A 25,207-nucleotide genomic window follows, 5' to 3' on the forward strand; every position below is an offset into this window, starting at 1 on the left:
TCGTATCTCCTTATCTACTAAAAAATTGGAACCCGAACCGGGTGACATCATTAGAAACCGTCAACTTGTTTATGATAAGGCAGAGGAAATGGCAGCGTTGTATCGCAAACAATTGTTAGCTAAACAACAAGGTCAAGCTGCAGCACCTGCCGTTGAAGAAGAAATTGCTGTTGTTGCTGAAGAAATACCATCAGTAACAGCAGAATCGAATGAAAGCCATTTACTGATAATAGAAGATGACCAAGGGCGTAAAGAGTTTTCTTTGGATCGTCCTATTTACTCTATTGGTAGAGATCGCGAGTGTGATATTCGTTTGATTTCACAGTTTGTTTCACGTCGCCATGCTACCTTGGTTAGGCTACCATGCGATGATAAAAAACATATTTACTATTATCGAATTGTCGATGGTGATGCCAAGGGCAAAGCTAGCTCTAACGGCTTAATGATTAACGGACGAAAAATCTTGGCACGTAATTTGAAGAATGAGGATGAAATTGTCTTTGGTCCACAGGTACGTGCTATCTACTACGTAGTCCGGGATACCATGAGGGCTACAGGACAAACCGATAATGCTGAGTACAATATTACACTTATAAATGCTGGCATGACCGAGGATATGGAGGACTAGTTTGAAAAAGGGAGTGAGAAATGTTTCTTTTTTATGTTTAAAAGTTTTTCTGATAATTTCATGTAAAAGAGTAATTTTATTTTTGTAACCCTTTCGTATTAAGACTCAGAAATCAACAGCAGCGAGGACAATTATCGTATCACCTTATTAAGGTGATTGAGGATTGAAACTGGGGATATAGCCCAAATTTGGAGCAGCGCCAGGGAGACGAGTTCTAGCTTTGAGGAAACACTTTCTAGTAACAAGTAGAATTTAATATATCAAAAAACTGGCAACTCCAATTGCCCAGGTGAAGTATTGGATCGCTTACCAGCACGACTGTGCAAAGCAATGAAGAGTCAGTAAACTTAAGCTATTCTTATAATAGCCAGCAATATAATCACTATAGTTGAATATAACATCCATATTTGTGAATACTCTTTATAAAAAAGAGTTGAAGCGCGATCGCATCCCATCACATCTCATTTTGAGCAGAATTTACTCATCCTCCACTGCTCCTAAAGCTTTGAGCGTAGATTTTTCAGATTTTGTCAAACCAGTAATGCCTGTAATATTCATTCCTGCATACGGCTTGTTAATGAAAGTATTTAGGCATTGACCTGTATTAGCATTCCAAATCTTGATTGTTTCATCATAGCTACCACTAAATATAAGCGTACCGTCGAAACTGATAGCTACTGACTGTACTCGTTGAGTATGACCATGCAAAGTTCTCAAACATTCTCCTGTATTTATGTCCCAAAGTTTTATTGTTCGATCAAAACTACCACTCACTAAAATTTGACCATTAGTGCTAATAGCTACTGCCTCTATCCTGCTTATATGCCCTTGTAAAGTTTTAAGACATTGTCCCGTGCTAATATCCCATAATTTTACTGTATTATCATCACTACAACTAGCTAGGGTTTTACCGTCAGAACTCATTGCTAATGACCATATAGATTCTTGGTGCCCTTCTAAGGTATTCAAACATATTCCTGTAGAAATATTCCATAACTTCACTACTTTGTCATCGCCACCACTAGCTATAGTTGTACCGTCAGGACTAACGGCTACTGACCATAACCAATTGGTATGTCCTTGCAAGGTTTTGAGACACTCTCCCGTTTCAATGTCCCATAGTTTCACTGTTTTGTCACCACCAACACTGATTAAAATGTTACCACTAAGACTAAAAACTACTGAATTGACTCCACCACTATGACCATTGAAAGTTTTTAGGCATTCTCCAGTACAAGCATCCCATAGTTTGATTGTTCGGTCATAACTACCAGTTGCTAGAGTTTTCCTGTTAGGACTGAAAGCTACTGAATTTACCCTACTTGTGTGTCCAAGTAAATTTTTTAGGCATTCTCCAGTACGTATGTTCCATAGCTTCACTGTTGGTTCTTCACTACTGCTAGCTAGAGTTGCATCACTGGGACTGATTGCTACTGATCGTATTGCGCCACTATAACCCTGTAAAATCTTTATACATTCTCCAGTCAGGAGATCCCATTGACGGATTGTTTGGTCGTTGCCTCCACTAATTAAAGTAGTTGCATTAGGATTAATTGCTACTGATCTAACCCAATCAGTGTGTGCTTGTAAAGTGTTCAAACATTCCCCAGTGCCAATATCCCATAACTTGATGGTTTTATCGTAACTACCACTGATAAGAGTTTTGTTGTTAGAGCTAAAAGCTATTGTTCGCACTTCATTAGTGTGTCCCTGTAAGGTTTTTTGGCATTCTCCTGTATGTATACTCCATAATTTTATTGTTGTATCAGCGCTAGAGCTAGCTAGGGTTGTACCGTCAGAACTAATTGTTACTGAATTTACAGAATCGCTATGGCTCAGCAAGGTTTTTTGACATTCTCCTGTATAAATATTCCAGATTTTAATTGTCTTGTCTCTGCTACTACTAGCTAGGATTAAACTGTCAGGACTAATTGTAACTGAATGAATTCTACTGGTATGACCTTGCAAGGTTTTAAAGCATTCTCCAGTATGCATATTCCAAATTTTGATTGTGTGATCGCTACTGCCACTAGCTAGGATTTTACTGTTAGAAGAGATAGTAACAGAATTTACCCGACCTCCGTGCCCTTGTAAAGTTTTTAGGCATTCTCCAGTGAGGATATTCCATAATTTAATTGTTCGGTCATAACTAGCACTAGCTACGACTTTACCGTTCGGACTAAAGGCAATTGACCGTATCCAATCTTTATGTCCTTCACAGAGTGCAATTGGTTGACTATCCTCACATCTCCAAATAAGAATCTTACAGCTAGCATCACTTGTAGCAAACAATTTACCATCAGGACTAAATGTCACTGCGAAAATTGCACCAAAGGCTTTGGGAAAAACAGTATTCGCCAAATTCGCCACTGCAAAATTAACACCGCGCAGACTAGCATCGGAAAAATTAGCCCCGATAATCACAGCACGCGAGAGATCTTTGTTGTCTAGTGCCTTCTTGTCAATTTTCACTAGTAACGTTGCTGCATTCCCCCCAACATAACCTACCTCCAATTCACTTTTCCTTCGCGTTGCCTCAATAACTTTAACCAGCGACTCGTTATTATCCAACATTGGCACGAGCAGATCCATTACAGCTTTCGTCAGTTGCGATCGCCCAACGGTTTCCCTCAACTTCTCTAATGGCTCACGTATAAACCCTTTTAATAGCGCAAGGCTGTTGCCGCCGCTAAGCGCGACCGCATCACGAGGAGCAAAGTAACCAGACCAGGTATAGTCAATTGGTGCTGCACTGTTATTCAAACGCGATCGCGATCTTGCCAACTCAGTAAAATCTTCAGCTAATGCTCCCAATTCTGCGGCAAACTTATAAGCAACAAAGAACTCTAATAAGGAACGATGGGCAGGAGTATAGTCGCCATCCGCGTCCCGAATCAGCATTGTTTGCCCCATCATGTCATAGTGCCAGTGGTCTAAATCTTTCTCTTCTTGCACCACAGAACCAAAGAGACGACGAATGCGGTCTGGGAACAACCGATAGTTCAAACTCATGTGGTCGGTTGAGAGCATCTCCCAGGATAGTTCGCATAAGAAGTAAAGTTTGTCTGCTAAATTCGTAAAGGTGCGCTCTGCTTTAATATCCCGTTCCATCTTATGACGCACGGCATATAAGTAAACCCGCGATATATCCACAGGTAACCCGGCTTCAATGTCCGGTAGTGCTTCTAGAATTAACTCAGTCATCACCGGGCGACGTGCTAAATCCAACAGTTGAGGATTGCCCATCACACTTTCTACTGTAGTAGAGGAAGCTTGAAACGATAGGACAAGTCTTATTTGGTCGTCGTTAAACTTCTCCAGTTCCAAGACTTCAAACTGTGGTGTTTCTCCTGTTAAATTAGCAGTTGATGCTTGAAGTTCGGCATTAAGCAGTGCTCTCCCTTCCTTCGCTTCTGGAAAATGTTCGGTGCGACAGGTGAGGATGACCTTAGAACCAGGAACGACCACTTTCGCCAACTCCCAGAAGTTGTTAATCATCTCCTGGCGGTCAACACGAGCTGCCATCTCATCAAAGCCATCAAAAATCAACAGCAGTTTGCCCATGCGGTTGAGTTGGTCAAAAACGTCACTATTTAAGCGAATATTGTGTTGGGTGAAAAAGAAACCAGCCAGCACGTTTTCAACATTGAGTGCTTTAGCAAAATCCCGGAGGGTAATGACTAACGGGAGGCGGGGACGTTCCACGCCGCGTTTTTGAGCATCCCGGTATCGTTGTAATGCCACCCAAGCGTAATGAAAAGCAAACCAAGTCTTTCCCGTGCCAAATTCTCCCAAAACTGAGATATGTTCTTTAGCTGGATCGTCCAACCAAAGGTCGATGTAGCCATCAATCCAGCCATCTTCCTCATCGTAACGACTTACAGCTATTTGGCGTTTAGTTACAGAGTCAATTTCTTCTTTGGTGCAAGCAAGGGGGACATACTTAGTATCAATGCCCCGACGTTTTACCTCAGTTTCCAACCAGTTCAGGTAACCGCTAAAATCAGCATCTTGGTCTAAGAGTTCGTCAAAGGTGTAGCAAAAAACTTTGCTGTAATCCTCATTTTTAACTTGTTCCCGTGCAGCGCGTGAAATTCGACGCGCTGAAACGAGCCATCCTTCATCCGTCCGTTGCTTTTGTATTTCTTCACGCAAAGCTGCAACGTCCTTAACTCCTGCTTCACCCTCTATGCCACGTACTAAAATGCGATCGTATCCCCGCCTTCCCTGAATGTTAATAATCCACTCAAAATATTCTGCCCAAACTTCATGTTTCTCGAAACGATAGCCCAGGGTTTCAAACCAACCGCGCATTTGTTGGGCAAGTGCAACAGCCTTACAGTTGTTTTCAACTGCAGTACTAGCAGTTGGCAGTGCTGGGTAATTTTGGGAAGCCAACCTTGCCATCTCGGTACGAATTCCTTCGAGAGTTGGCAGCCTGTCTAATTGTTCGGTAATAGCTGCGATTTTTTTGTGCAAAGAACCAATTTGCTGGCTCATCAGTGCATCTCCTGGGGTGCGGCTACGCTTGGCAACTTCAATAAAGACAGTGGCAAATGCTGCTACTTCGCGTCTAATATCAAGCCCCAGGGTTTTGATTTCATCCCCCAAAGCATAAGCACCTACAAATGTATCGACTTCAGATAGGAGGATTGAGGGGTTATTGTGGTCTAAGGCTTTGCGAAAGGCAAGTTTTATTTGTTCGTGGCGGAAAAGTTCGAGAAAGGGTTTTGGTTTGCCTACACCATACTCTACCAGGGCGTAGGCGTAAACCCCACTAAAATCCGCAGGCGGGTGTTCGGGAGCAAGGTTAAATTGTTTTAGTAATTTGATAACAGTTTCATTGCGCTGCAACTTATCTTTAATCAATGGACTGGCGATGCCAGAAATCGCATTAATAATAGCGTCAAGGTTAAGTGGTATCACAGAAATGTCCCGCTCGTTTCTCTAATCTACGTCTTTCCCGGTCAATTTAATGTAAAAAAAGCTTAAGATATAGGCTGCATTGTACGGGTCACAAGTTGAATTTCTCAGTAACTACATTGCTGTCTGGTATTATTCCGGATTCTGCTTGGAAATTCCGACTACAGTCATTCTGTTAAGTAACTTTAATACGTATCTTCTAGAGCGATAAGCCGCAAGATGAGGCAATAAGAGCAAATATTTCAGTGCAATGACTGTCCGAGCGCACCATGGCGGGCGATAAAGAAAGAATCCAAAAGTGGGTTTTGATATTTATGCGATCGCCCAGATAAAAAACCCAATAAACACTTTCACACTACAGTACTCTGCTTTTTAATTAATGGTGTTGCTGAAGGCATAGCCGCGAGAATTGGATATAAACCATTAAGCTAAATATTGTTCTGCTTTTAATTTAAGTTTATCGCCCTCCAGTATCAATTGGTCAATGTAGTCTTTAATATCCATATAAGGTTGTCTCGCATTAATTTTATCTGATTGAATTCCTCTCCTTGTGCTTTGTCTCACTTGACCAGCTAACTTGCGTTTACCAAATAAATCTAGTCCTACTGAGATAATACTATCAGGAGTAGTTTGCGTGGCTTGTTGATTAATTTCTTTAATAGCTAAGTTTATCTCTTTTTTAATAGCTCTCAATTGCTTTTGAAGTCAGTTGATATTTTTCACCTGTAATTTCACGGATTTAGGATTATCTAGGGTTAAAGTCATTTGTTGCTTTAGCTGGTAAATTTGCAATTGAGTTTCTTGTAAATTCATAATGATTGACCTTTTTTTATAGATTAGCTACTTCCTTTAAGTCTTTTATTAACTGATATTCTTCAGGGCTAACAAATATATTTAAATATTTGTGCTGACTAACAATTAATTCACAAACTTGAGGTTCTATATATTACATAAATAACTCTACTTATTTAATCATCTTCTAAATCGTCAGATTCCAAATCTTCGGGCAGCATGGTACTGTAAGATTTTTTGTATTCTTGCTTATAGTTTTGGTTCTTCAGTACTTGTTATGCTAAACTAACAAGTACTGAATCAAAGCACTACCCAACTCCAAACTCCCTCTCCAAAAGACTCAACAGCTTTTCTTCCAATGGCGTCAGGTAAGGGCGCTTAATTTCCCCCAATTATTCTAAGATATGAAGTGCTGCATCTTCCAAATTCCCTTGGTCTCGTAACCTGGATATGCGATCGCACAATTCCTTCATCTGTTCGCAATAGTCATCTGAAAAGCAGTAAGAAGAAAAAGAAAAAATGAACTCAAGCAATCCTATAGAACAAGAGCTAATTCGTTGTCACAATGTTATCTTCAGTCATCCTCATGAGCCTAAAGCCTACGTACATAGGGGCATGGTTCATTTCAAGTTAGCTAACATTAATGAATCCATCGCTGACTTTGATGCAGCTGAAAAACTAGACCCACGCTTAACACCCTACCTATGGCAACGAGGATTGTCGTACTACTATGCCGAGCGATTTGCTCTTGGGGCAAAACAATTTGAAATAGACTTAACCATTAACTCTCAAGATGTGGAAGAAACAGTTTGGCGCTATCTTTGCATTGCTCGCCTTTACAGTCCCGCTCAAGCACAACAGTCTTTGTTAGAAGTCAGAAACGATCCTCGGCAAGTCATGCGGCGGGTTTACGATCTATATGCTGGTAATTGCTCTGTTGATGATGTTGTACTGGCTGCTGGCTCTTCAAACGATAAGCGTGAATCGTTCTATAGCTATCTTTATCTTGGGTTGTATTTTGAAGTGGAGAGTCAACTAGAACTAGCACGGCAATACATGACTCAAGCAGTCAGTCATCAAATTGACGATTATATGTGGCACTTAGCTACCGTACACCAAAAGTTACGCGGATGGGATTAATTGTTACATGAACGAGAGCCAATCCATCAGCTTGATGATAAGAAGTGCATAACGCGGATACTCAAAGCAAATTCGTTCTCAAGTTTTACTCCTTTGGGAGAACAGATAAATTTGGAAAAATTCCTAGAATGCAATTACCAAGCAATAACTTTTCCATCTCCTAGTTTGGGACTAACTAGGAGTTTTTTAATTTGTTTTAAGAGCTATCTATGTCTTAAGAAATAAACCAAATTAACTCATACTTAAGACCTATGAATAATTAGTTCTGATGGCAGATTGTTCAGGCGAGTTTGAATTGTTATTCTGTCATTGTCAGATGAAAAAGTTTATCCCCTAACAGAACAATGAACATTATTGCTTGGATTGTTTTAGGTTTGATTGCTGGTGCTATAGCTAAAGCTATTTACCCCGGACACCAAGGTGGTGGAATTTTGGGAACAATCTTGTTAGGAATTATCGGTGCTTTTGTCGGTGGTAGCTTGGGCGTATTCTTTAGCACGGGACAGTTTAGTTTGGCCGCTTCTGCCCTCAGTATTCCCGGTATCGCGTTAGCAGTTGTTGGTGCGCTTGTCGCTATTTTTGTATGGAATTTAGTCACCCGTCGTGCAGTGTAATCCATTAAAGCACGCTCAATTTCTAGTAAACATCACCGGAGCCAATTTTGATATATTATCCGGTGAATTTAATAAAAAAATGGCGCTACTCTCAAGTTAGGGTAGCGCTATTATTATTGACTATCGCTTTGAGAAAAGGAAGTGCGATATTTCTCAGAACCAAATGGCGATAAGCCTCTGGCTTAACGGAGTACAGCTGTATCGCTGTTCTACATTGAACTTCAACTAAAGAATCGCATATAATACAATACGGTTCAGTTAAGCCTCAAAGCGTTATAAACTAGGTGTTGTTTCCGAAAATGGAAATCAAGTAAGTGGTGATTCTGCCCCTGTATATGCAACACTATGTCATGCTAACACGCAATCTATTTTATACGGGATTGACGCGGGCGAAGAAGTTAGCAATTGTTATTGGTTCTAAAAAAGCCATAGGTTTGGCTTTGCGCTCTACTGAAAAGCAACAGCGCTATACTCAGTTGCAGCAACGGTTGGTGCGGGCGTTTTAGTTGTGGGGTGCATCTTTGTCGCAACAGCTAAGCGATCGCTCTTTGTGAGCTTGGCTCAATTTCTGGTTAATAGAGTCCCGAGTTGCGGTAAAAGTAATAGGAAAGATATTGAGGTTGTTGATTAATGTCATTTCTAAATGACTGGTTGACAGTTTTTGTGATTGGACTTGCTGCAGTGATAAGTCCAGGTCCGGATTTTGCGTTGACACTCCGCAACAGCTTGTTTTATTCCAGGCAAACAGGTATCTACACTGCTATGGGTGTCACTGCCGGACACGTCGTTCATGCCACTTATTGTCTAGTTGGCATTGGCGCTATTATTTCGCGGTCAATTCTGTTATTTAATACCCTAAAGTGGGTAGGTGCTGCTTACCTCATTTATATCGGGTTAAAATCGCTACGAGCTAAAAAACATTCCTACTCGGTTGATAGCAAACAAAGATCGAAAGATATCAGTCGCTGGATGGCGTTTCGGATTGGTTTATTAGGAGACTTGCTCAATCCCAAAGCTACCTTATTTTTCCTAGCACTGTTTACTCAAATTATCCACCCAGCAACACCTTTAGTTACACAAGCATTTTATGGTGCAACCATTGTTACTATAGCGCTGGTTTGGTACAATCTTGTCGCTTTGCTCATTTCACAACGGATAGTCAAAAACACTCTTGAGTCTATTTCTCACTGGTTAGAACGTGTCGCAGGTGCAGTCTTGATTGCTTTAGGCTTGCGATTGGCTTTTGCTAGAGCACGTGATTAAGCGATCGCGCAGCGCAAGCTGAAAGAGCGCTTATCGCTCCTAATTTATTATTTTCTTACAAGTCAACGTATCTCCATATAAGTGAGATACCCCGTTACTCAAGAGAGGTAAAAGCTGCGATAAGCCAACTGACTGCGGGCACCCATTTTATGACATTTCTCTATGAAGCTGGGCAAGATGCATTTTTGTAGGTGGGATTGTCAGGTGTCGCGGTAGCTGCTAGGGCAACTAAGACAATGTCGCCATTGCCATCCATCACCCAGCTTTGAGCTTCCACAATTTGAGTTGGGGAATTTGGAGTGGTAGTCTTGTTTTCTCCCAAACTTGTCCTATCCCCACCTCCAATTCTCCCAACCTCAGATGGAGGTGTCACCCAAGTTGCAAGTACTGAATCACCCGTCAACGGTTCTGTGGGAGATGGTGGTAGACCTCCACGTCCTGTGGCAGTAAATGAACCTTTACATTAAGAATTACGAATTCTTCGGTCACCCCCCTCTCTTGATAAACTCTGTACTATGGTGTAGATGCAAGTACAGATATGGCAAAAATTGAACGCGAGTCCATTAACTTTAAACTGCCCAAAACACTGACAGCAGCACTGAGAGCCAAAGCAAGGAAGCTGAACACCACAGCCACCGATTTGGTCATCCAAGGGTTGGAACACGTTTTAGACGGGGACGGTACAGATAGCAGTACAGAAAATCGTCTGCAGAAAATAGAAGCCGAGTTAAAGCGGTTCTCAAAAAATACAGAAAATCGTACAGATAACAGTACAGAAACTCAAGGGATAGAGCAAGAGGTGAAGGCACTAGCTAACCGACTTTCTCTTATAGAAAATGCGATCGTGCAACTGCAACAAAACCCAGGAGGAAGTTATAGGGGACGCAAACAAAGTGCGTATTCCCATTACAAGCAACCACCTATGGAATTACAGCCATTGACTGAAGAAAAACTGGCAAAAAGATTGCTGACCAATGTAGCCAATTTAACACAGCAACGCACAACTATGACTCAATTGGAATTTGAGTCGTGGGTGAAGTCACGCGATCCCGGTCGTATAGCATGGCAATACAAAGATGACGGTTTGTATCATCCGGTGAAATGAGAGTCTTTAGAACTGCCGTTTGCAATGCCCGTCTGCCATTAAAAAAATCTGCTTGGTGATGTCCGTTTTTTCTACCCAGGGGCACTTCTAACTTAATGTCATCCGCCGTGGTGCGATCGTTCTTGTGCAACGCGGGACATCTGCTATTGGCGATCGCACACTGGCTGGGAACCTGAGGGTGCTATGGAATTGCAACCATTTACCGAAGAACAGCTTGCCAAAAATTGCCAATTCTACCCATTTATAAGGGTTTTGTTCGTCTGCTACTCGCTATCCATTATGCAAACGCAAGAACCTTTGGGGTTACTTAAAACCGGACGTTGGGCTTTTTGAACAAAGTTAACTTATCCTCTCTAAGGGGATGCACCCAGACTCACTGCCTTTTTCTCCGGTAAGATTTGCTTTTTTGGATGCAGTCAACCTCCACTCCTGTTTTCTAAATCAGATCCGATATCTTATCGCTCATCGCTTTTTGTAAATTTTGACGGTTATCATCATACTTGAGAACCGTCTGCACTTGGGCGTGACGGCTAAAACGTTGAGTAGCACGGTAGTTACCATTGTTTTGATCCAGTACAGTTGTAATTGCACTGTGGCGGACGCGGTGTGGTGACATCTTCTTGGTAATTCCAGCTTGCTTGCATAACCCATCCACCAGTCGCCTGATTGCTTCTCCAGTTAATCTTTCTCCATAATTATGATAGGCAAGTACCGTAAACATGGGGTCATCGTTACGTTTCTTCTGACTCGCTTTCAACCAACTCGCTATCGCATCAACTGTCTTTTCTGACAGTGAGACAACTTGCTTCTGAGTCCCCTTACCTTTACCCAGGATAGATAAAGTTTTTTCCTTAAGGTTAAAGTCACAAACATTTAAATTAACTATTTCATTCCGACGCAAAGCATTATCCCAAAGTAACCGCAGTATGGCATAGTCTCGTTTTCCTTTTAGAGTCGTGCGATCGCACCTACCAATAACTCGGGCATAGTCACCTGGTGGAATGCCTTTGGTATCGCGATAAGTTTCAACTTTCTCACCTTTGACATCATCTAACGAAAAATTGCACACTCCCAACCGTCGCCCCATCTCTACCATAGATTTGATTGCACTCAGACGACGATTCACTGTTGCTTCTGCTAATTTCTTCTTCATCAAGTGTGCTTTGTACTTGAAAACTAAAGCCACCGCGTGTTTTTGCTCCAGGTGCAGAAACTCCAAAACCAAATCCCGACAGAGTTCAGTTTTCGCTATGTACAAAAAGAAGTCCCGTAAATCTTTTTGGTACTCGCGCTTGGTGTTGAGACTTCGCTTATCCCCAATTAACTGCTCTACCACATCCGGGTCATTTTCTAAAGAAAAGTTTGACCCGATACTGAGGGCAAATGAACTTTCTAAAACACTGATATTTTCTGGGTGAATGGAACTCATATGGGAACTATTGGGTGCAGGTTTGGTTGGGAGGCGAACGCGCCCCTTGTATGTATTTTACATTCTAAGTAGTGCGAAAAGAGTCATTGTCGCACTATATGATGGAGGTGGAAGAAACCCCATAAGTGTAAAATTTTGGCATGGTCAATCCGGGTTAACCCGCTCGTTTACCAATTTTGGCAGGAATTTTGTGTAATGGTTAACAAAAAAAGTAAGTGATAACACAGTCATAGAACACCAGTGACTGTTTGGGTTATGAGGGGAGCCGACTTGCAGCGATCGCTTTAACTGTTCCCCCAGGTTGCAACTAATGCGATCGCTACTTTTTTCACCCCATATCAAAAAACCCGCTCGTGGCGGGTACAAATTAAAGGGTATAAAACAATCGACTTACTGTTAAATTTTCTTAATCGCTCAGGTAGTCACTGTTCAAACTGTTACCAGCTGACGATTGGTGCGAGAAATAGTGTTGACAGCAGTGGACTTTGTAACTGGCTTGTGCTTCACAATGTCGCGAACAGCTTCCAGAGAGGACTCGATAGAACCTTGCAGCCAAGCAGGGAATCGAGAGCAGTGTTCGCCTGCAAAGAACAAGGTGTTTTGCGGTCTTTGTGCTGCCAAGTAATTGGATTCGCTATCATCCCAATGAATGGTGCATCCGCCTGCACTCCACTTATACTCACCCCAAGCAATGGATGCTTTGTCCACAATTGTACCGGGTACGTTCAATTCTGGGTGAAGTTTGCTGACTGTGTTCTGCACGTAGTCAAAGCGTTCAATTTCGGACATTTTGCCCATGCGATCGGCATCATCACCGATAGTGTAGCTTGCTAACATCACGCTTCCACGCTCTGGATTGAACTTAACTGAGGGGTAGTAGGTTTGACGCACGCCTTCACCACTGAAGGAAGCTCCACCTTTGATACCTTCTTTTGTCCAGAAAGCTTCCTTGGTATGAAACGCTACTTTAGTACCGGGACAGTAAACGGTGTTGTGGATGGAGTCTAACTTTTGCTCGTCGAAACCACTCAACTCCATTTTGCGAAGTACGGAGAATGGAATTGTGCATAACACGTAGTCGCATTTCTTGATGTGGATTTGACCGTTTTGCTTCCAAGCGATCTGGGTATAATCTTTTTCTAAGAGCAAGGCAACTACTTCAGCATTACACTTGATGTCCGCTTTGATTGATGCTGCCAATCTTGATATGATTTGATCCATTCCACCTTTAAGTTGCAACAAGTCATGGCTGGTTTCGGTCATGATGTCGCCAAGGAAAATGTCTAACCCTTGAGAACACTTGGCGCGGAAGCTGGGGTTTTGAGTTAAGAAGGAGTGCAAATCTATCGTTTCACCATCTTCGCTGAAGTAGGGATCTAAATCCAAGCGCTCCAACTCATCCATCAGGTGAGATTGCAAGTCGCGCTCAAAATCAGAACGAAGATTGCCAGGAGCAATAGTATTAATGATAGTTTTAAGCCAAGCCGCAAAATTGCGAGTTTGTTCGCTGTAACGAGTGTCAGTCAACAAACCGCCTTCTGTTTGTTGTAGTGTACGAGGTGCATCTTTCATCTTCAACACTTGACCGTTAATGTTCATTTTGGCATTGCTTTCCTCGAACACGGTCATAAACTTACACAGCTTATCACTGAGTCCCATTTCTTGGACATAATGCAATGTCAGTTCATGGTCGCTAGGAATACGCATGGCTCCGAGTTCGGCATAAGGTGCATCGGGTTCATTCCCGAAACGGTGTGTCCATACCCGTCCACCGATACGTGGGCTACCTTCTAATATCTCAACAGTGTGACCCAAGCGTTCTAGTTCGTAAGCAGCAACCAAACCTGCAATTCCTGCTCCTAAAATTGTAATGTGCTTCTTCTGGGATTGGCTGTTAATCAGTTGGCATTGTTCAAGAATCATGTTAGCGTCCATTGTTTTATCCCTTTTGTTGTTGTCTGATGATTTAGGATTCAACTTGCCAGAGACGATTACGTAATTATTGAATGTATTTGTATAAATTAAATACTATTTATTACGGTTACTGACGGAAACTAACTTTTTCTGACGGGTCAGTAAGGAGTGGTTGCTGTCCTACGAGATGGCACCTTTGTGAGCGACTGAGGCACATCGGTTTCAAGATACAATTTGGTACGAGTTCCATGAAGCAGCAGCTGACAGATGAACTTTTTCTTTGAAATTGTCAGTATCGCTCATCAATTAGTCAATAAAAGAAGGCAAGGGATTTCTGTTGTGGAGGTAAGTAATTGTTACTATGCGATTTCCACTGTTGAGTGGGTTGGTGGTAAGTTCTCAGTTCTTGTACGCACATCGTTACGGTAGAACCCGGTTAACCTGTAGAAAGACTCTCGGCGAAAAAATTAACCAAACAAAAAATAATATTGGCTGTTTTCTAAAATATAGGTCTACTAAAATGCCTAAGAAGAGTTCAACTAAATTTCAGAGCAAGAGTCCTCAAGAACGACATAGATTTTTTCTAAATCCTTATGATGACTGTGCATTTACTAAATGCCCAAAATGTGAAACCAAAACCAGAATTCGTAAATTCGCTTTTTTGATTCACGAAGCTGTCAAGGTACTCGATCGCGTTTTTCTGTCATCCAAACGACGATACAGAAATTGCTTGTTTAGAAAGCTGTCGAAGGGAATTATTGCCTATTTATCCCCCAATTAAGGCAGGAGAATACCTTTTGAGTCGTTTGCAAGCAACATATTAGGCATTTACCGACGAACTTACTTTGGAAGAAGCGCCCACGACAGTTTTGACCTGAAAAATCAAGGGGCATAACTTGACAATTAAGATGTGTGCTCAAATTTTCACGCTGCTTTGGTATCTGATACTCCGGATTCTACGAAAAAGTTTGAGCGAAGCCAAGGAGAGAAAAGTGGTATTGAAGTCGGGATACAAGCAGGCACCGACTGGCAGGATAAGGATGGATTATATCATCTAATCTGTCAATAGATTAAGGCAGTGCTGTGAACAATTATGAACAATTATGACTTGATTGTGCGGTGTCACTGCTTTTTGGTATGGTCAGGCAATTGCACTTTGGACACGTTGAATGTCAGATCGCTTTCACCAAACACCTAACTGGCAACCCATTGCAATGCTACCTGTCATTGCACAGCTGATTGATGGGGGATTGTCAGATACCCAAGAACAATACCAGACGTTACAACAAGCACAGGGACGCCCTTATGCTTTAGACGATTATACTGTTGGGAGAGTTATTAAGTTTGCTAACGAACAAAAAGAGTTTCTTCATATTTATGCAGAACAACTGACAAGATGGAAATCTGAGAAATTATCTGCAGCTCAGAAACAAGAAATTGAGAGATTGGAGCAGCAACTGGTGAAGTTTCGAGAGTTAAATACTACCATACTGGCTTTAATTGACCAACTCAAAGAGCAGACCATTGAAAAATTTTTGGCTAAATCTGATGAAGAAATTGGTTTGGAGTTTTTGTTAGGGAAGCTAAATTTTCAGTAAGGAGTCAAGCTGGTTGTTGGTGTCAGTTTGTTTGACTTCTAAAAAACCACTCCGACATTTATAGTTGATGACAGAACCCGCACAGACGTTCTGGCTTGTGGTATGTCTAGAAATGGGACTGTGACGCCCAGAAAATACGTTACGTTGTGCTTTTATTATGGAGTAACGCCTGAACCTTGCGAACGGTATTTACAGCTACACCTGCTCTCTCGGCTGCTTTCCTCAAAGACAATCCCTCATAAAGTGCAGAGATGACTTTTTGAGAAGAGGGTTTTTGCAAGAAGCCTTCATCTGTCTCAGTTGGGCGACCGACATGAGTTCCCCAAAGTTTCGCCCTGCTCATCCCGGTCTTGATTGCCTGGGAACGTTGGGTTGCTTTCTGGTCGGCTTGGATTCCGACTTCCACTTGGTCCGGGAAGCCGTTAAGAATGCCCGTCTCCACTTCAGTCAAGACTTTGGGTTTCATCCGCCGCAAGTCTAGAAGCACACTCGTTGCATCATCAAACTTGTAGTACTCAGTTGACGTGCCGTGCATATAGTTGAAATCTCGGTATCTGTGTTTGAAATAGAGTTCCACATTACCCCTGTGCTCCCAAGTCCCCAAGGTTTTGATAGTGACTTGTTGAAATTGAGAGCACAACTGGTTTTGTATCTCTGTAAAGCGCTCTTGAACCGGACGGCGGGTCACACCTATTTTGTAGAAGGTTTCTCCCGAGGCTTGTATCAAGAGAAAGTAGAGGGTATTGGCGAGTATGCGTTGAAGCTGTGCCCTGTAGATTTTGAGGTCGGTTAGTTTTTCAACGAGCAGTGGGGAATCGGTATCATAGGCATCAAGTACCGACCTCTGCAAGTCACGGAGTTTTTTTTCAATCAACGGCTCTTGGATTTCATTGAACAGTTGCAGCGACAATTGGCCCAAGGGAATCTTCCCTAGCTTGGTTAACTCGTACCTACCAACCCTACCCTTATACTCGTTCCACTGCAACAATTTTTGGCTTTCTAAAGTGCGAACCATTGAGCAGTGACCTTTCCTCCAGAACTTCTCTAACTGCTCGAGTTCCTTGCCTGTGAGTTCTAGGTGAAATTTGTCGAATAATGGTAGTGTGGGGATATCAGTTGAGCGCGAGACTTCCCGGCAGGTGTCTTCTGTGTGGGCGAAGTGGTGTTCTTTTCGAGTGCCTTTTTTGGCAGTGAGCCTACCAGAGCAGTACGGACAGTGCAGTTGGGTCTTGCCCTTTGGCACGTCATCGATGAAAACGAGCGCTCCGTCTTGATTCACCCCATAGTTTAACCACATCTCTTGGCGACATACTTGATACTGTTGGTTGTCTGCGGGTTAGTTCCTAGTGTATCAAGAAAGGTTCGGCTGAGATATAGATTCTTTCAGGTGTAGAAGCCAAGCAGCTTTCATCGCCCGCCAGGGAGCGATACTCCCAGAGGGAGACTCACTCAGGGCGATCGCCTAAAGGCAGCAGCGAAGTTATCGCACCAGGGGGTATGAAAGCGCCATCGCGCCATCGCTATTTGATAGAGTAGATGGATGCAGTTCGCCTCTTGCTTCAAACCTCAGATAATATCATGTCCGCCTAATTAGTTATAAAAAAGGTTGGCGGTGCAAAAGTTTGAAATCCTCTTTCTCAGAGCAAAGGTGTCCCCAGCAAAGCTGCCGTCTTTATGATAAGTCTTTAACCGGACTTGATATAAAATGTGTGCTGGGGTTTTGTTGTAAAGCGTTTTGAAGGGGATACAGTGGGGGTGGATATGCCAAAGAGATATTATAAGCGCTATCGGTGAGAATTGGAAAGATATTGCTAATGCTGTGAAACACTCTGTTGAGTGGAAATGCAGCAAATGCGGTTTGCAATGCATTCGTCGGGCGTGATAGTACAAAGGGTCTTTCTCGCTCTCAAAGAATGGCGAAAACACTGACAGTTCACCACCAAAACTTTGTTCCCGAAGACAATCGATTGGAGAATTTACGCGCCGTTTGCAGTGCTTGCCATCTCCTGTATCACACAAGAAGAAAGGGGAATGTCTCGCCTGGGCAACTGTCACTGTGGGAGTAAAGCTCGTTTGAAATATTTCAAGAAAGTAGTCAGAATTCAGGAGCCAGAATTCAGGAGTCAGAATTCAGGAGTCAGAATTTTGTGCGACTGAATGGCGAGAAGGGTTGAAAGCCCCGGATTTTACCGTAAAAAGCGTAATAATTTATACTTTTTTGAAGTCCCTGTTCGCGCAGCGGAAGGGAGGCATTATTCTGAATTCTAGCTTTTTGATTCTTCTCAACAGTAACATAAAGGGGAAGATATAACATTTACCTTCCCCTTCAAATTTGAGATGACAACATTTGCTAACGCATCAATTCAAGACCAATCGAATTGAAGTTGTGTTCTCATGAAAACTGCTACTACCATCTTACCAAAAGCCAACCTTTCTCAAGTAAAAGAAATGCCAAATGTTGAGCAATATGCCGCAATTTTAACTGAGGATGAGTACTACGACTTGGAGGCTGAGTTGGCAGAGGAAATGTCTAACTACTACCACTTGCGATACAACTACTAAGTTCAATCTCAAGGGACAAAAAAATCAACTTTCTACATCAACAACCAGTGGTGGGTAACTGCTACTGGTTTTCGTCTACAGGAAAATTATGACTCAAGCACTTCACAGCCAAATAAACGAACTCACTCTCAGGGAACTATCCCTCGATGCTGCTAAACTCTGGTCTCAAATTGAGGAAGCAACAGAGTCAGGGGAAGAGGGTAAGGTAGAAGAACTTCTACAGCAGCTAGTCTCCATCCAAGATGGAATTGAAGCTAAAATTGATGCGATCGCATGGGTGTTTGACCAATTAAACCTCGATTTGGAAAATTGGGAGGACAGAAAGGCACGGACAGTTGAACTTTACGATAAGATAATCTCTCGACGCAAAACTCAACTCGAACAAATTAAGCGCAGTCTTATTCATCAGTATGAAGTTGGGTTAATCCCAGAAAGAAATGTTGGGAAAGAGAGAGAAATCGAAATTAGGGATAATCCACCCAAGGTAGCTGGATTGCTGGTTGAGGTAAATGATGAAGATTTTCCTTCAGAGTTTAGAAGTATCCAGTACAAAGCCGATAATAAAGCGATTTTGGAGGCTTATAAGGCGGGAAAGGATGTTAGCAATATTGCTGAAATCACAGTTGGGAAGCAGGTTAGATTCAAGGTAAAATCCACCAAGAGGAGTAAAAAGTAAATATTGAAAAGAGAGGGGATATCCTCTCTTTATCTTTTTTCCAGATAAATCATCAAATTAAATTCATCAAAACTTAACCCATTTTCCTGCTTACAAAGGATATCATGAACGAAACCCAAAATACTAATGAAAGCAGGATTAATTCCGCCAGCCTGGGTAAAAATTTCGTCACAATAGCTGGTGTGTTTAATCTAATTCCGCATGAAGAGATAGACAATTACGATTCAGAAGCCGTACTTTGTTGAAAATACAATTAATATGGTAAATCAATAAACGTTCAAAAACAGTTTCGGTAGTGAAAATTCAAGCCAAAAGCATTTACGTATTCACCCTTGATGAAAACTTAGCAATAAACAATCGTGAGTCAATATCAAATGTCATATCGTCAGAACCGAAATCTAGTAATCCGTCATGCAATTATCGACAGTTTGTTTATTCTCTGGAGCCTAATTTGGCGTACTGTTTTGGGGTTAACCTTCTTCATCATCTACGCTTCGCTTGGCTACGTTTATAGCTGGCCCCTTTACCTACCAATTGCTATTTTATTAGGTTTTTCTCCTTGGGGTTGGAAGGTACAAGCTAATCAGAAAGAAAAAGCCGAGTCACGAGAACTCAAAAAATTGAGAAACCAACTTGGAGAAGGAATTATCTACACGCGAGTCGAATCAAAAGTAGAGATAAACTACAGGGGAGCCATATTTCTCAAGTCTGTATTTGGTCTATTTGTAAGCGGCTTCTGGGGTGTAGTCTTAGGCTGGAAAGCCATTTGGGATGAAATTGTACAGTTAGTCGATAATATAAAAACTGTAGTCAAATTTTTATAAAATATCCTATTTCAAACCAGTAACATTGAGAAAGATTGCTAACACTGCGATCTGAAAAATCTCGTTCATTATATAAACAACCGCACTAGCTACGCAAAAAAACCATAGAAATAATTGCTCAATTCGCTTCACTAGAGCAACAAAAATATGGAAACTACATTCAAAGTTATCGACGCTTTACTCTACATTCTTATCTACGGATTTTCGTGTTTATTCATCCTGGCGTTCGTGTTAGAAATGCAAGTGGCATTTATCAATCATGTGTCGGGTCATTTGCAACCTCAAAAATCAACAGTCGAACTAGAAATCAAGTCAGAAAACAAGTCCGAATTTCAACCAAATCTACTACCAGAAAGCAACCTACAACCAGTCAAACCCTTACCAAAATCCAAAAATGTACAATTGCGAAAACTATGCGATAAGGCAGGTATAGACTGGTATTACACAAGTGTTAATCCTAAAACCAATCGTAAAAGACACATGACTATTACAGAAATGGAGGCTGCACTTTCCACAAATCAAATAAATATTGCAGTTTGAAAATTAGATGCTCCCACACTGGGGGTATCTAACATTGTACAAATTGTCTTTATTTCAACATACCCAATTTAGTATTGCAGCTCACAGCATCAACCCAGTACCCATACTGCGACACAAGATTTTGCAATCTTGGCTTTGACGCTTCAATCTTGGGCAATATCAGATTTTGATACATCTTTGGTTGTGCAGTCGTTGTGACAAGCAATTCTTCGCCTACGATGTCAATATGCGACACGAATTGTTCGAGTATCGCACGCGATGCAGTGCTTGAAACTTCAAGAAACTTGTCCCAGACTTTAAGCAGCATTTCATATGAGTGCAATTTTTAAGCGTTGTTCAAAGAATGCACAACCCTCAACATACGCAAGAGTTAGCAAAGCAACTTCATCATCATTACGCGACGAAGCAATTTTTAGCCGATGCCGATAAAACTCCTCAAGTTCAAGTAAATCAACAAACGGACGCGATAGACCAAAGATTTGCCACCAGTAGAGATAGCGAAAGCCATCTTGACCTTGGCGATCGGCAAATCCATCTCACGCCAGCGCTTGCCAACAACTTGCATTCCAATGCGTGAGCTATTCTGCTTCCAGTCATCCTTTAATTGTCTCAGCCAGGATGCTGAAAAGTGGATGATTAAACATTACCTTTAATGCTTCCAGAGTATACATATGAGTGGTGCTAACCGCTTCCTAGAAAAAAGTATATATTATCTAAAGTGAGAATAAGTTTGAGTGCGAACTCTTGATTGTATACATCATCTTGAGCTACACCATGTGCTACAGAATGTCTGCTTTCAGGTATTTGTCCTGCCTGCACATCAAACTGTCTAAATATGTAACCGCTAAGGTAGTCTAGAAAATTATCTGGGAAACATAATGAACCTATACTACTGAACTTATTTCTCCCTTTGTTTGTGATATATTCTTTCAACTCTCTTATCGAGCCAGGATTCTTGCCGTAATCTTTATGATAGGAAACTCGAATAATGCCTTCTAGTTCAGTTGAAAGATTTTTGACAGCGTTAATATATCCCTCTTGAGTGTTGGTTAAATAACTATTAACACCTGCTTGCAAAATCTTTTTCTTGGCATTGAATAAAGAGTTAGCCCACCATCGTGATGTAATATCTGTCAATCTAGGCTCATTAAAAGATGATATTAATTTCTCCATAATTGATGGATGTTTTTCACCCTCTTCATAATAAGTAAGGATATCATCTATACCCTCACCAATCAAAGCAACAAAAGGAAACCAACCATCTTGTATCATTTGAGTAAAGTTGCTGCTTTTTTCTAAAAATAGATACTCGCTTAAGTAAGCAAGCCTGCGATAGTAAACACCCATCTCTTCTAAAACTGAGTTTGATTTTAGTTTGCCGCTTAAATCAAAAAATAATCCAAAATTCCAATTTTGACGAAATAGCCATATAACTCTGTCTCCGTCTTCAGGATTCAGATCGATAACCATATCTTTGAAGAAAACTGAGGTGATATCTACTATGTCTTTTCTAAATACGGCTCGATATGCTTCCAAATCTCTCTTTACAATTGCTTGCACACCAAAAGGAAATTTGTAGTAAACATAACCTTTATTATCTGGTTTTATAATGACTAACAAAGAATTTAGAGATGCACCAGGATCGATCAGTACAATCAGAGACAAAAGATTTGTCGCAATTAGGTGAAAGTCCTTCTCCAGTGAGGTTATAAATATTTTCTGGACAACCTTTGCTGTTTCTCCTGCGGCAACCGTCTCCGCAGAAAAACCAGCAAGTTGAAAATCTTCGATTATCTCAGGTTCGTAAATACCCTCTACCCTCATGTTTTCTCCCCATTCGAGGTTTCCAGCCGTTTACATTGTGTTTCTACAATATGCCAATGTTGCCTGCAATGCCAGCTTATCAACTGGGGTAAGTTTTTCTAGTGTTGTGCCAAAACACTCGACAAGTTGGTCTATTTGCTGGGTTTGAATGTAATATGTAGAACACTTACTCATCTTGACAAATCTCCTAATTCTTTCTCTCTTGCAGATAACCCTGACGATAATCCTTTTTCTTCAAAGTTAGAACCTGGCTTTGGGTGAAAGCTGCGTTCGCTAAGTTGACAGGCGTTACATCCGTGTGATGTCACCACAAACAAGCTTAGTAACCAGATGGGTAAGAGAAAGCACCAATGACTCGATCTAACTCAGTCGCGATCGCTAACAACTCCATCTCACGCCACCGCTTGCCAACGATTTGCATTCCAATCGGTAAACCATTCTGAGTTTGCCCAATAGGAATCACCACAGCAGGATGTCCGCTAAGATTAAATGGCATGGTGTAAGCCCCATTTGCTACTCCATAGGGATAGAGTCTGCCATCAATGTCAACAGTACTCCACGGCGGACGATGGGTAAAGGCAGGAGTTGCAGCAACTGGGCAAAGCCAAACATCCCACGGTTCTAATGCCTCATCCATTTGGGTAGTGAAGCGATCTCGAAGGGTGAGTGCCTCAAAATATCCTTTCAGGCTGGGATTTAACAACTCAGGTAGTAAGCGGCTGAAATTCCCCAATCGTCGGAGTTTCTTGTCGCCTTGGGTGGCGGTGCGGAAAATTAGCTCCAAACTGCGACGCACGTTATAGCGATCTATGGGTTGAGCGTAGATGTTGAGGTATGCTGCCATCCGCCCGTAGAGGTTCAGTGTTTTTGATAAGTCAAAATTTTTGGGAAGCCAACGTTCGATTTGAGCACCGGCTTGAGAAAGGGTTTGTGCGATTGCAACCATTGCATCTCGAATGGAGGAAGCAACAGGAACCTCCGCCCATTCATCGAGCATAGCAATTTTGAGATTCTGCAAAAACTTACCAGAGGGGGTATCGAGTTCAATAGGCGGAACATCAGGGCGGCGAGGATCAGTGCCTGCGATTAACGAAAAGCAGAGCCGGATATCTTCGAGCGAGCGTGCAAAACAACCCACTGTCATCATTTGTCGAATACACAATGGCATTCCAGGCACTTCAGGAATCTGCCCTGCTGTAGAAATGCGGCGATCTGTAGGCTTTAAACCATATACACCGCAGAAGTGAGCAGGCTGACGTACTGAACCCCCAAAATCGTTGCCTAAATCCAGCGGCGATAGCCCTGCGGCGACAGCAGCAGCACTACCCCCAGAACTACCACCAGCAGTGTAGTCAATATTCCAAGGATTATTCACCCGTGGGAAGAGGGAATTCGTGCTCTGGTAATCGCCAGCCAATTCCGCCATGTTTGTTTTTCCGAGAATGACTGCTCCTGCTGCTTTGAGTCTGGCAACGACGGTTGCATCTTGTTGAGGAATGTAGTCTTTCAGGGGGATGTAGCCTGCCGTGGTACGTAGCCCTGCTGTTTCAAAAATGTCTTTAATCGTGATGGGGACACCATGTAAAGCACCCCAGTTTTCTCCCTTGGCTAAAGCTTCATCAGCAAGCTTGGCTCTAGCACGGGCATTGTCTTCATCCAACGTGCAAATGGCATTCAGCTTCGAGTTGTGTTTGGCGATCTGAGTTAGGTGAGCATCGAGAACCTCGACAGCAGAGACTTGGCGATCGCGAATCATTCGTGCAAGCTGATAGGCGGGAGTAAAGACCAGATCGCTCATGGTTGGAAGCGTCCCAAGACGGGAATCCGTGCAAAACTGATTGTATCAATTATTTAGTTATTTGGTTAAATCTCAAAGACAGGTGAAGGACGAAGATGCTGTTTATGGTGATTGAGCGCTTCAAAGACGGTAAGGCGAAAGAAATTTATCGCCGATACCAACAGAAGGGGCGAATGATGCCCGAAGGGTTGAAGTATGTAGACAGTTGGGTTGAAGCAAACTTCAATCGCTGCTTTCAACTCATGGAGTGTGACGATTTGCGGCTGTTGCAGCAATGGGTTTTGCAGTGGCAGGATCTGGGTGAATTCGAGATTATTCCTGTCGTGGGGTCAAAGGAGACTTTGGAAACGATTAAGCCAATGCTTTGACGATCGCATTTAGTTCTCTTTCCACTCTTGGGCTAACAAACTGAAGAGTAATTGGTTATGCAGCACTAGAACACCTTTAAATGCCTATTAGCTTAAAAAACAATGCCTACCCTAACAGGAAACTAATTATAAGTTACTTGGATAGATTAACCTCCATACGCCATGTGGGTTCATGCGCTTATATGTACTCTCACCTGTTGAAATGGCTGAAAGTCCAGCCACAAGTTGATTTCACATTGTAGACAGTGTCTACAATGTGAATAGTTAGGAGCATTTAATAATTCAAGCACGAACTAGAAACCCTATGAAGTTAGGTTTTGGGCATAGTAGTAAATACTCTGGCAGCTTGTGCTAAAATTACAACTTGCCAAAAGGATCAAATTTCAGCGTACATTCAATAAACTCCTTTGATGAAATAGTGAAAAAATACACGACACCACAAAACTTAATTTTTAAGCAAGGACGCGCTAGTACCTCTGCGCGTTCGTCAAAAGTCAAAAGTCAAAAGTATTATAAATTAAGGCTTTCGTCGGTTTGAAATGGTTGGTTTATTTCCGCCGCGATGTACTAGTCGTCGCTGCTACGTTCTTCCAATTTTTGCCAGCGTTGCTCCAATAAAACATTTCGTTGGGACTAGATGGTCGTTGGGGCAACGCCACAAAAACTGTTTGCGACAAAAGCGCGTCTCTCCGACCGAATTTTGAAACCGAAAGTTAGCACGCTGGATAATTTAATGTTGCTTAGAATGTTGGTTATTAATAATTTATAAGAATATGATAATCAAATAAAATACTGTACGATGACCTTTGATAAAAAATTATGTGTAAATAAAAAGATGGGCGGCACAAGGCTTTGTAGGTAAATGAAATAAGACCATAGATAATTAAGAGAATGTCTAAAAAAATGGTGGCTCACATTTACCTGAAATCCGCTATAGGTTAAATTTCTAAAATAGTTAGAATTTCACATAACCAATACCAACACAATGATAGTGCCTAATTCCTGTTTCATCTTCTACTAACCATTCAGTCCAATGCCCAGTTGAGTGATGTTCTATTGTCAGGCTTTCTCCTTTTTCAGATGCAACTTTATCAACAGCATCTTCAATACTATCTGCTTCAACCTTGACAGGTCTGAAGTAATGTTCTTTAACAAAAACGTAATAATTTGACATCGTTGACTCCCTAACTTTATCAATAAAAAGAAACA

Annotated in this window: 25 protein-coding genes and 1 pseudogene; 15 read left to right on the plus strand and 11 right to left on the minus strand. The window is 41.8% G+C overall.

Annotated elements, in window-relative coordinates:
• Positions 1–163 precede the first annotated feature (163 nt).
• Positions 164–628, plus strand: a complete 465-nt coding sequence (locus WA1_RS51220; RefSeq protein ID WP_051077005.1) for an FHA domain-containing protein — start codon at positions 164–166, stop codon at positions 626–628.
• Between the two features lie 477 nt (positions 629–1,105).
• Here the strand turns inward: WA1_RS51220 and WA1_RS51225 are convergent, their stop codons facing one another.
• Positions 1,106–5,554, minus strand: coding sequence for an NACHT and WD40 repeat domain-containing protein (locus WA1_RS51225; protein ID WP_017740845.1), 4,449 nt, complete (start codon positions 5,552–5,554; stop codon positions 1,106–1,108).
• Between the two features lie 420 nt (positions 5,555–5,974).
• Positions 5,975–6,244 (minus strand): hypothetical protein, encoded by a 270-nt coding sequence (locus WA1_RS51230; protein WP_017740846.1) that lies wholly within the window; start codon positions 6,242–6,244, stop codon positions 5,975–5,977.
• Between the two features lie 618 nt (positions 6,245–6,862).
• Here WA1_RS51230 and WA1_RS51235 point away from each other — a divergent pair.
• The 3 genes and pseudogenes from WA1_RS51235 to WA1_RS54400 all read left to right on the plus strand — a co-directional run.
• Positions 6,863–7,483 (plus strand): tetratricopeptide repeat protein, encoded by a 621-nt coding sequence (locus tag WA1_RS51235; protein ID WP_017740848.1) that lies wholly within the window; start codon positions 6,863–6,865, stop codon positions 7,481–7,483.
• Between the two features lie 344 nt (positions 7,484–7,827).
• Positions 7,828–8,097: a GlsB/YeaQ/YmgE family stress response membrane protein gene (locus tag WA1_RS51240; protein WP_017740849.1), complete on the plus strand. Its 270-nt coding sequence runs from the start codon at positions 7,828–7,830 to the stop codon at positions 8,095–8,097.
• A gap of 314 nt (positions 8,098–8,411) precedes the next feature.
• Positions 8,412–8,603, plus strand: a pseudogene (locus tag WA1_RS54400) (ATP-binding domain-containing protein); the annotation flags it as partial.
• On the opposite strand, the gene WA1_RS61195 reads toward WA1_RS54400, so the two are convergent.
• Positions 8,600–8,734 (minus strand): hypothetical protein, encoded by a 135-nt coding sequence (locus tag WA1_RS61195; RefSeq protein WP_272819492.1) that lies wholly within the window; start codon positions 8,732–8,734, stop codon positions 8,600–8,602. The pseudogene WA1_RS54400 and the gene WA1_RS61195 overlap by 4 nt on opposite strands.
• Here WA1_RS61195 and WA1_RS51245 point away from each other — a divergent pair.
• The 3 genes from WA1_RS51245 (at position 8,728) to WA1_RS51255 (ending at position 10,465) form a co-directional block, all read left to right on the plus strand.
• On the plus strand, positions 8,728–9,360 hold the full coding sequence (locus WA1_RS51245; RefSeq protein ID WP_017740851.1) for a homoserine/threonine efflux transporter: 633 nt from the start codon (positions 8,728–8,730) through the stop codon (positions 9,358–9,360). The two genes, WA1_RS61195 and WA1_RS51245, sit on opposite strands and share 7 nt — an antisense overlap.
• Before the next feature lie 299 nt (positions 9,361–9,659).
• A complete protein-coding gene (locus tag WA1_RS61200) occupies positions 9,660–9,827 on the plus strand; it encodes a hypothetical protein (protein ID WP_272819493.1) in 168 nt (55 codons plus the stop codon).
• A 71-nt stretch (positions 9,828–9,898) separates the two neighbouring features.
• Entirely contained in the window at positions 9,899–10,465 is a 567-nt protein-coding gene (locus WA1_RS51255; RefSeq protein ID WP_017740853.1) for a hypothetical protein, read from the plus strand.
• Between the two features lie 436 nt (positions 10,466–10,901).
• Here the strand turns inward: WA1_RS51255 and WA1_RS51260 are convergent, their stop codons facing one another.
• Positions 10,902–11,894, minus strand: a complete 993-nt coding sequence (locus WA1_RS51260; protein ID WP_017740854.1) for a tyrosine-type recombinase/integrase — start codon at positions 11,892–11,894, stop codon at positions 10,902–10,904.
• A gap of 429 nt (positions 11,895–12,323) precedes the next feature.
• Positions 12,324–13,916, minus strand: coding sequence for a flavin monoamine oxidase family protein (locus WA1_RS51265; RefSeq protein ID WP_336389865.1), 1,593 nt, complete (start codon positions 13,914–13,916; stop codon positions 12,324–12,326).
• A 159-nt stretch (positions 13,917–14,075) separates the two neighbouring features.
• Here WA1_RS51265 and WA1_RS57965 point away from each other — a divergent pair, with 159 nt between their 5' ends.
• Positions 14,076–14,237, plus strand: coding sequence for a hypothetical protein (locus WA1_RS57965; protein WP_158516807.1), 162 nt, complete (start codon positions 14,076–14,078; stop codon positions 14,235–14,237).
• 740 nt (positions 14,238–14,977) lie between these two features.
• Entirely contained in the window at positions 14,978–15,406 is a 429-nt protein-coding gene (locus WA1_RS51270; protein WP_017740856.1) for a tubulin gamma complex associated family protein, read from the plus strand.
• A 139-nt stretch (positions 15,407–15,545) separates the two neighbouring features.
• Here WA1_RS51270 and WA1_RS51275 read toward each other — a convergent pair whose 3' ends face one another.
• The gene (locus WA1_RS51275) at positions 15,546–16,703 is read right to left on the minus strand and encodes a competence protein CoiA family protein (protein ID WP_017740857.1); all 1,158 of its coding nucleotides are present in this window, start codon (positions 16,701–16,703) and stop codon (positions 15,546–15,548) included.
• 1,097 nt (positions 16,704–17,800) lie between these two features.
• On the opposite strand from WA1_RS51275, the gene WA1_RS58440 reads away from it, so the two are divergent.
• The 4 genes from WA1_RS58440 to WA1_RS51290 all read left to right on the plus strand — a co-directional run bounded on the left by WA1_RS58440 (position 17,801) and on the right by WA1_RS51290 (position 20,008).
• Positions 17,801–17,968 (plus strand): hypothetical protein, encoded by a 168-nt coding sequence (locus WA1_RS58440; protein ID WP_017740859.1) that lies wholly within the window; start codon positions 17,801–17,803, stop codon positions 17,966–17,968.
• An 88-nt stretch (positions 17,969–18,056) separates the two neighbouring features.
• Positions 18,057–18,644, plus strand: a complete 588-nt coding sequence (locus WA1_RS51280) for a siphovirus Gp157 family protein (protein ID WP_017740860.1) — start codon at positions 18,057–18,059, stop codon at positions 18,642–18,644.
• Between the two features lie 359 nt (positions 18,645–19,003).
• Positions 19,004–19,468: a hypothetical protein gene (locus WA1_RS51285; protein ID WP_272819494.1), complete on the plus strand. Its 465-nt coding sequence runs from the start codon at positions 19,004–19,006 to the stop codon at positions 19,466–19,468.
• A gap of 147 nt (positions 19,469–19,615) precedes the next feature.
• Complete coding sequence (locus tag WA1_RS51290) at positions 19,616–20,008, plus strand: hypothetical protein (RefSeq protein WP_017740862.1); 393 nt, start codon at positions 19,616–19,618, stop codon at positions 20,006–20,008.
• A gap of 49 nt (positions 20,009–20,057) precedes the next feature.
• On the opposite strand, the gene WA1_RS51295 is transcribed toward WA1_RS51290, so the two are convergent.
• Positions 20,058–20,315: a hypothetical protein gene (locus WA1_RS51295; protein WP_017740863.1), complete on the minus strand. Its 258-nt coding sequence runs from the start codon at positions 20,313–20,315 to the stop codon at positions 20,058–20,060.
• 36 nt (positions 20,316–20,351) lie between these two features.
• Between WA1_RS51295 and WA1_RS51300 the strand changes: the two genes are divergently transcribed.
• Entirely contained in the window at positions 20,352–20,585 is a 234-nt protein-coding gene (locus tag WA1_RS51300; protein ID WP_148663099.1) for a hypothetical protein, read from the plus strand.
• 104 nt (positions 20,586–20,689) lie between these two features.
• Here WA1_RS51300 and WA1_RS51305 read toward each other — a convergent pair whose 3' ends face one another.
• The 3 genes from WA1_RS51305 to WA1_RS51310 all read right to left on the minus strand — a co-directional run bounded on the left by WA1_RS51305 (position 20,690) and on the right by WA1_RS51310 (position 23,630).
• Positions 20,690–21,832 carry a hypothetical protein gene (locus WA1_RS51305; protein WP_017740865.1) on the minus strand — a complete coding sequence of 381 codons (1,143 nt, stop codon included), beginning with the start codon at positions 21,830–21,832 and terminating at the stop codon, positions 20,690–20,692.
• Positions 21,833–21,862: 30 nt separating this feature from the next.
• Positions 21,863–22,006, minus strand: a complete 144-nt coding sequence (locus WA1_RS57970; protein WP_158516808.1) for a hypothetical protein — start codon at positions 22,004–22,006, stop codon at positions 21,863–21,865.
• A 145-nt stretch (positions 22,007–22,151) separates the two neighbouring features.
• Positions 22,152–23,630 carry an amidase gene (locus WA1_RS51310; RefSeq protein WP_017740866.1) on the minus strand — a complete coding sequence of 493 codons (1,479 nt, stop codon included), beginning with the start codon at positions 23,628–23,630 and terminating at the stop codon, positions 22,152–22,154.
• Between the two features lie 95 nt (positions 23,631–23,725).
• On the opposite strand from WA1_RS51310, the gene WA1_RS51315 reads away from it, so the two are divergent.
• A complete protein-coding gene (locus WA1_RS51315) occupies positions 23,726–23,998 on the plus strand; it encodes a DUF3303 domain-containing protein (protein ID WP_017740867.1) in 273 nt (90 codons plus the stop codon).
• Between the two features lie 955 nt (positions 23,999–24,953).
• On the opposite strand, the gene WA1_RS51320 is transcribed toward WA1_RS51315, so the two are convergent.
• On the minus strand, positions 24,954–25,172 hold the full coding sequence (locus WA1_RS51320; RefSeq protein WP_017740868.1) for a hypothetical protein: 219 nt from the start codon (positions 25,170–25,172) through the stop codon (positions 24,954–24,956).
• Positions 25,173–25,207 lie beyond the last annotated feature (35 nt).

It is taken from the genome of Scytonema hofmannii PCC 7110, from assembly GCF_000346485.2.
GTDB lineage: Bacteria > Cyanobacteriota > Cyanobacteriia > Cyanobacteriales > Nostocaceae > Scytonema > Scytonema hofmannii.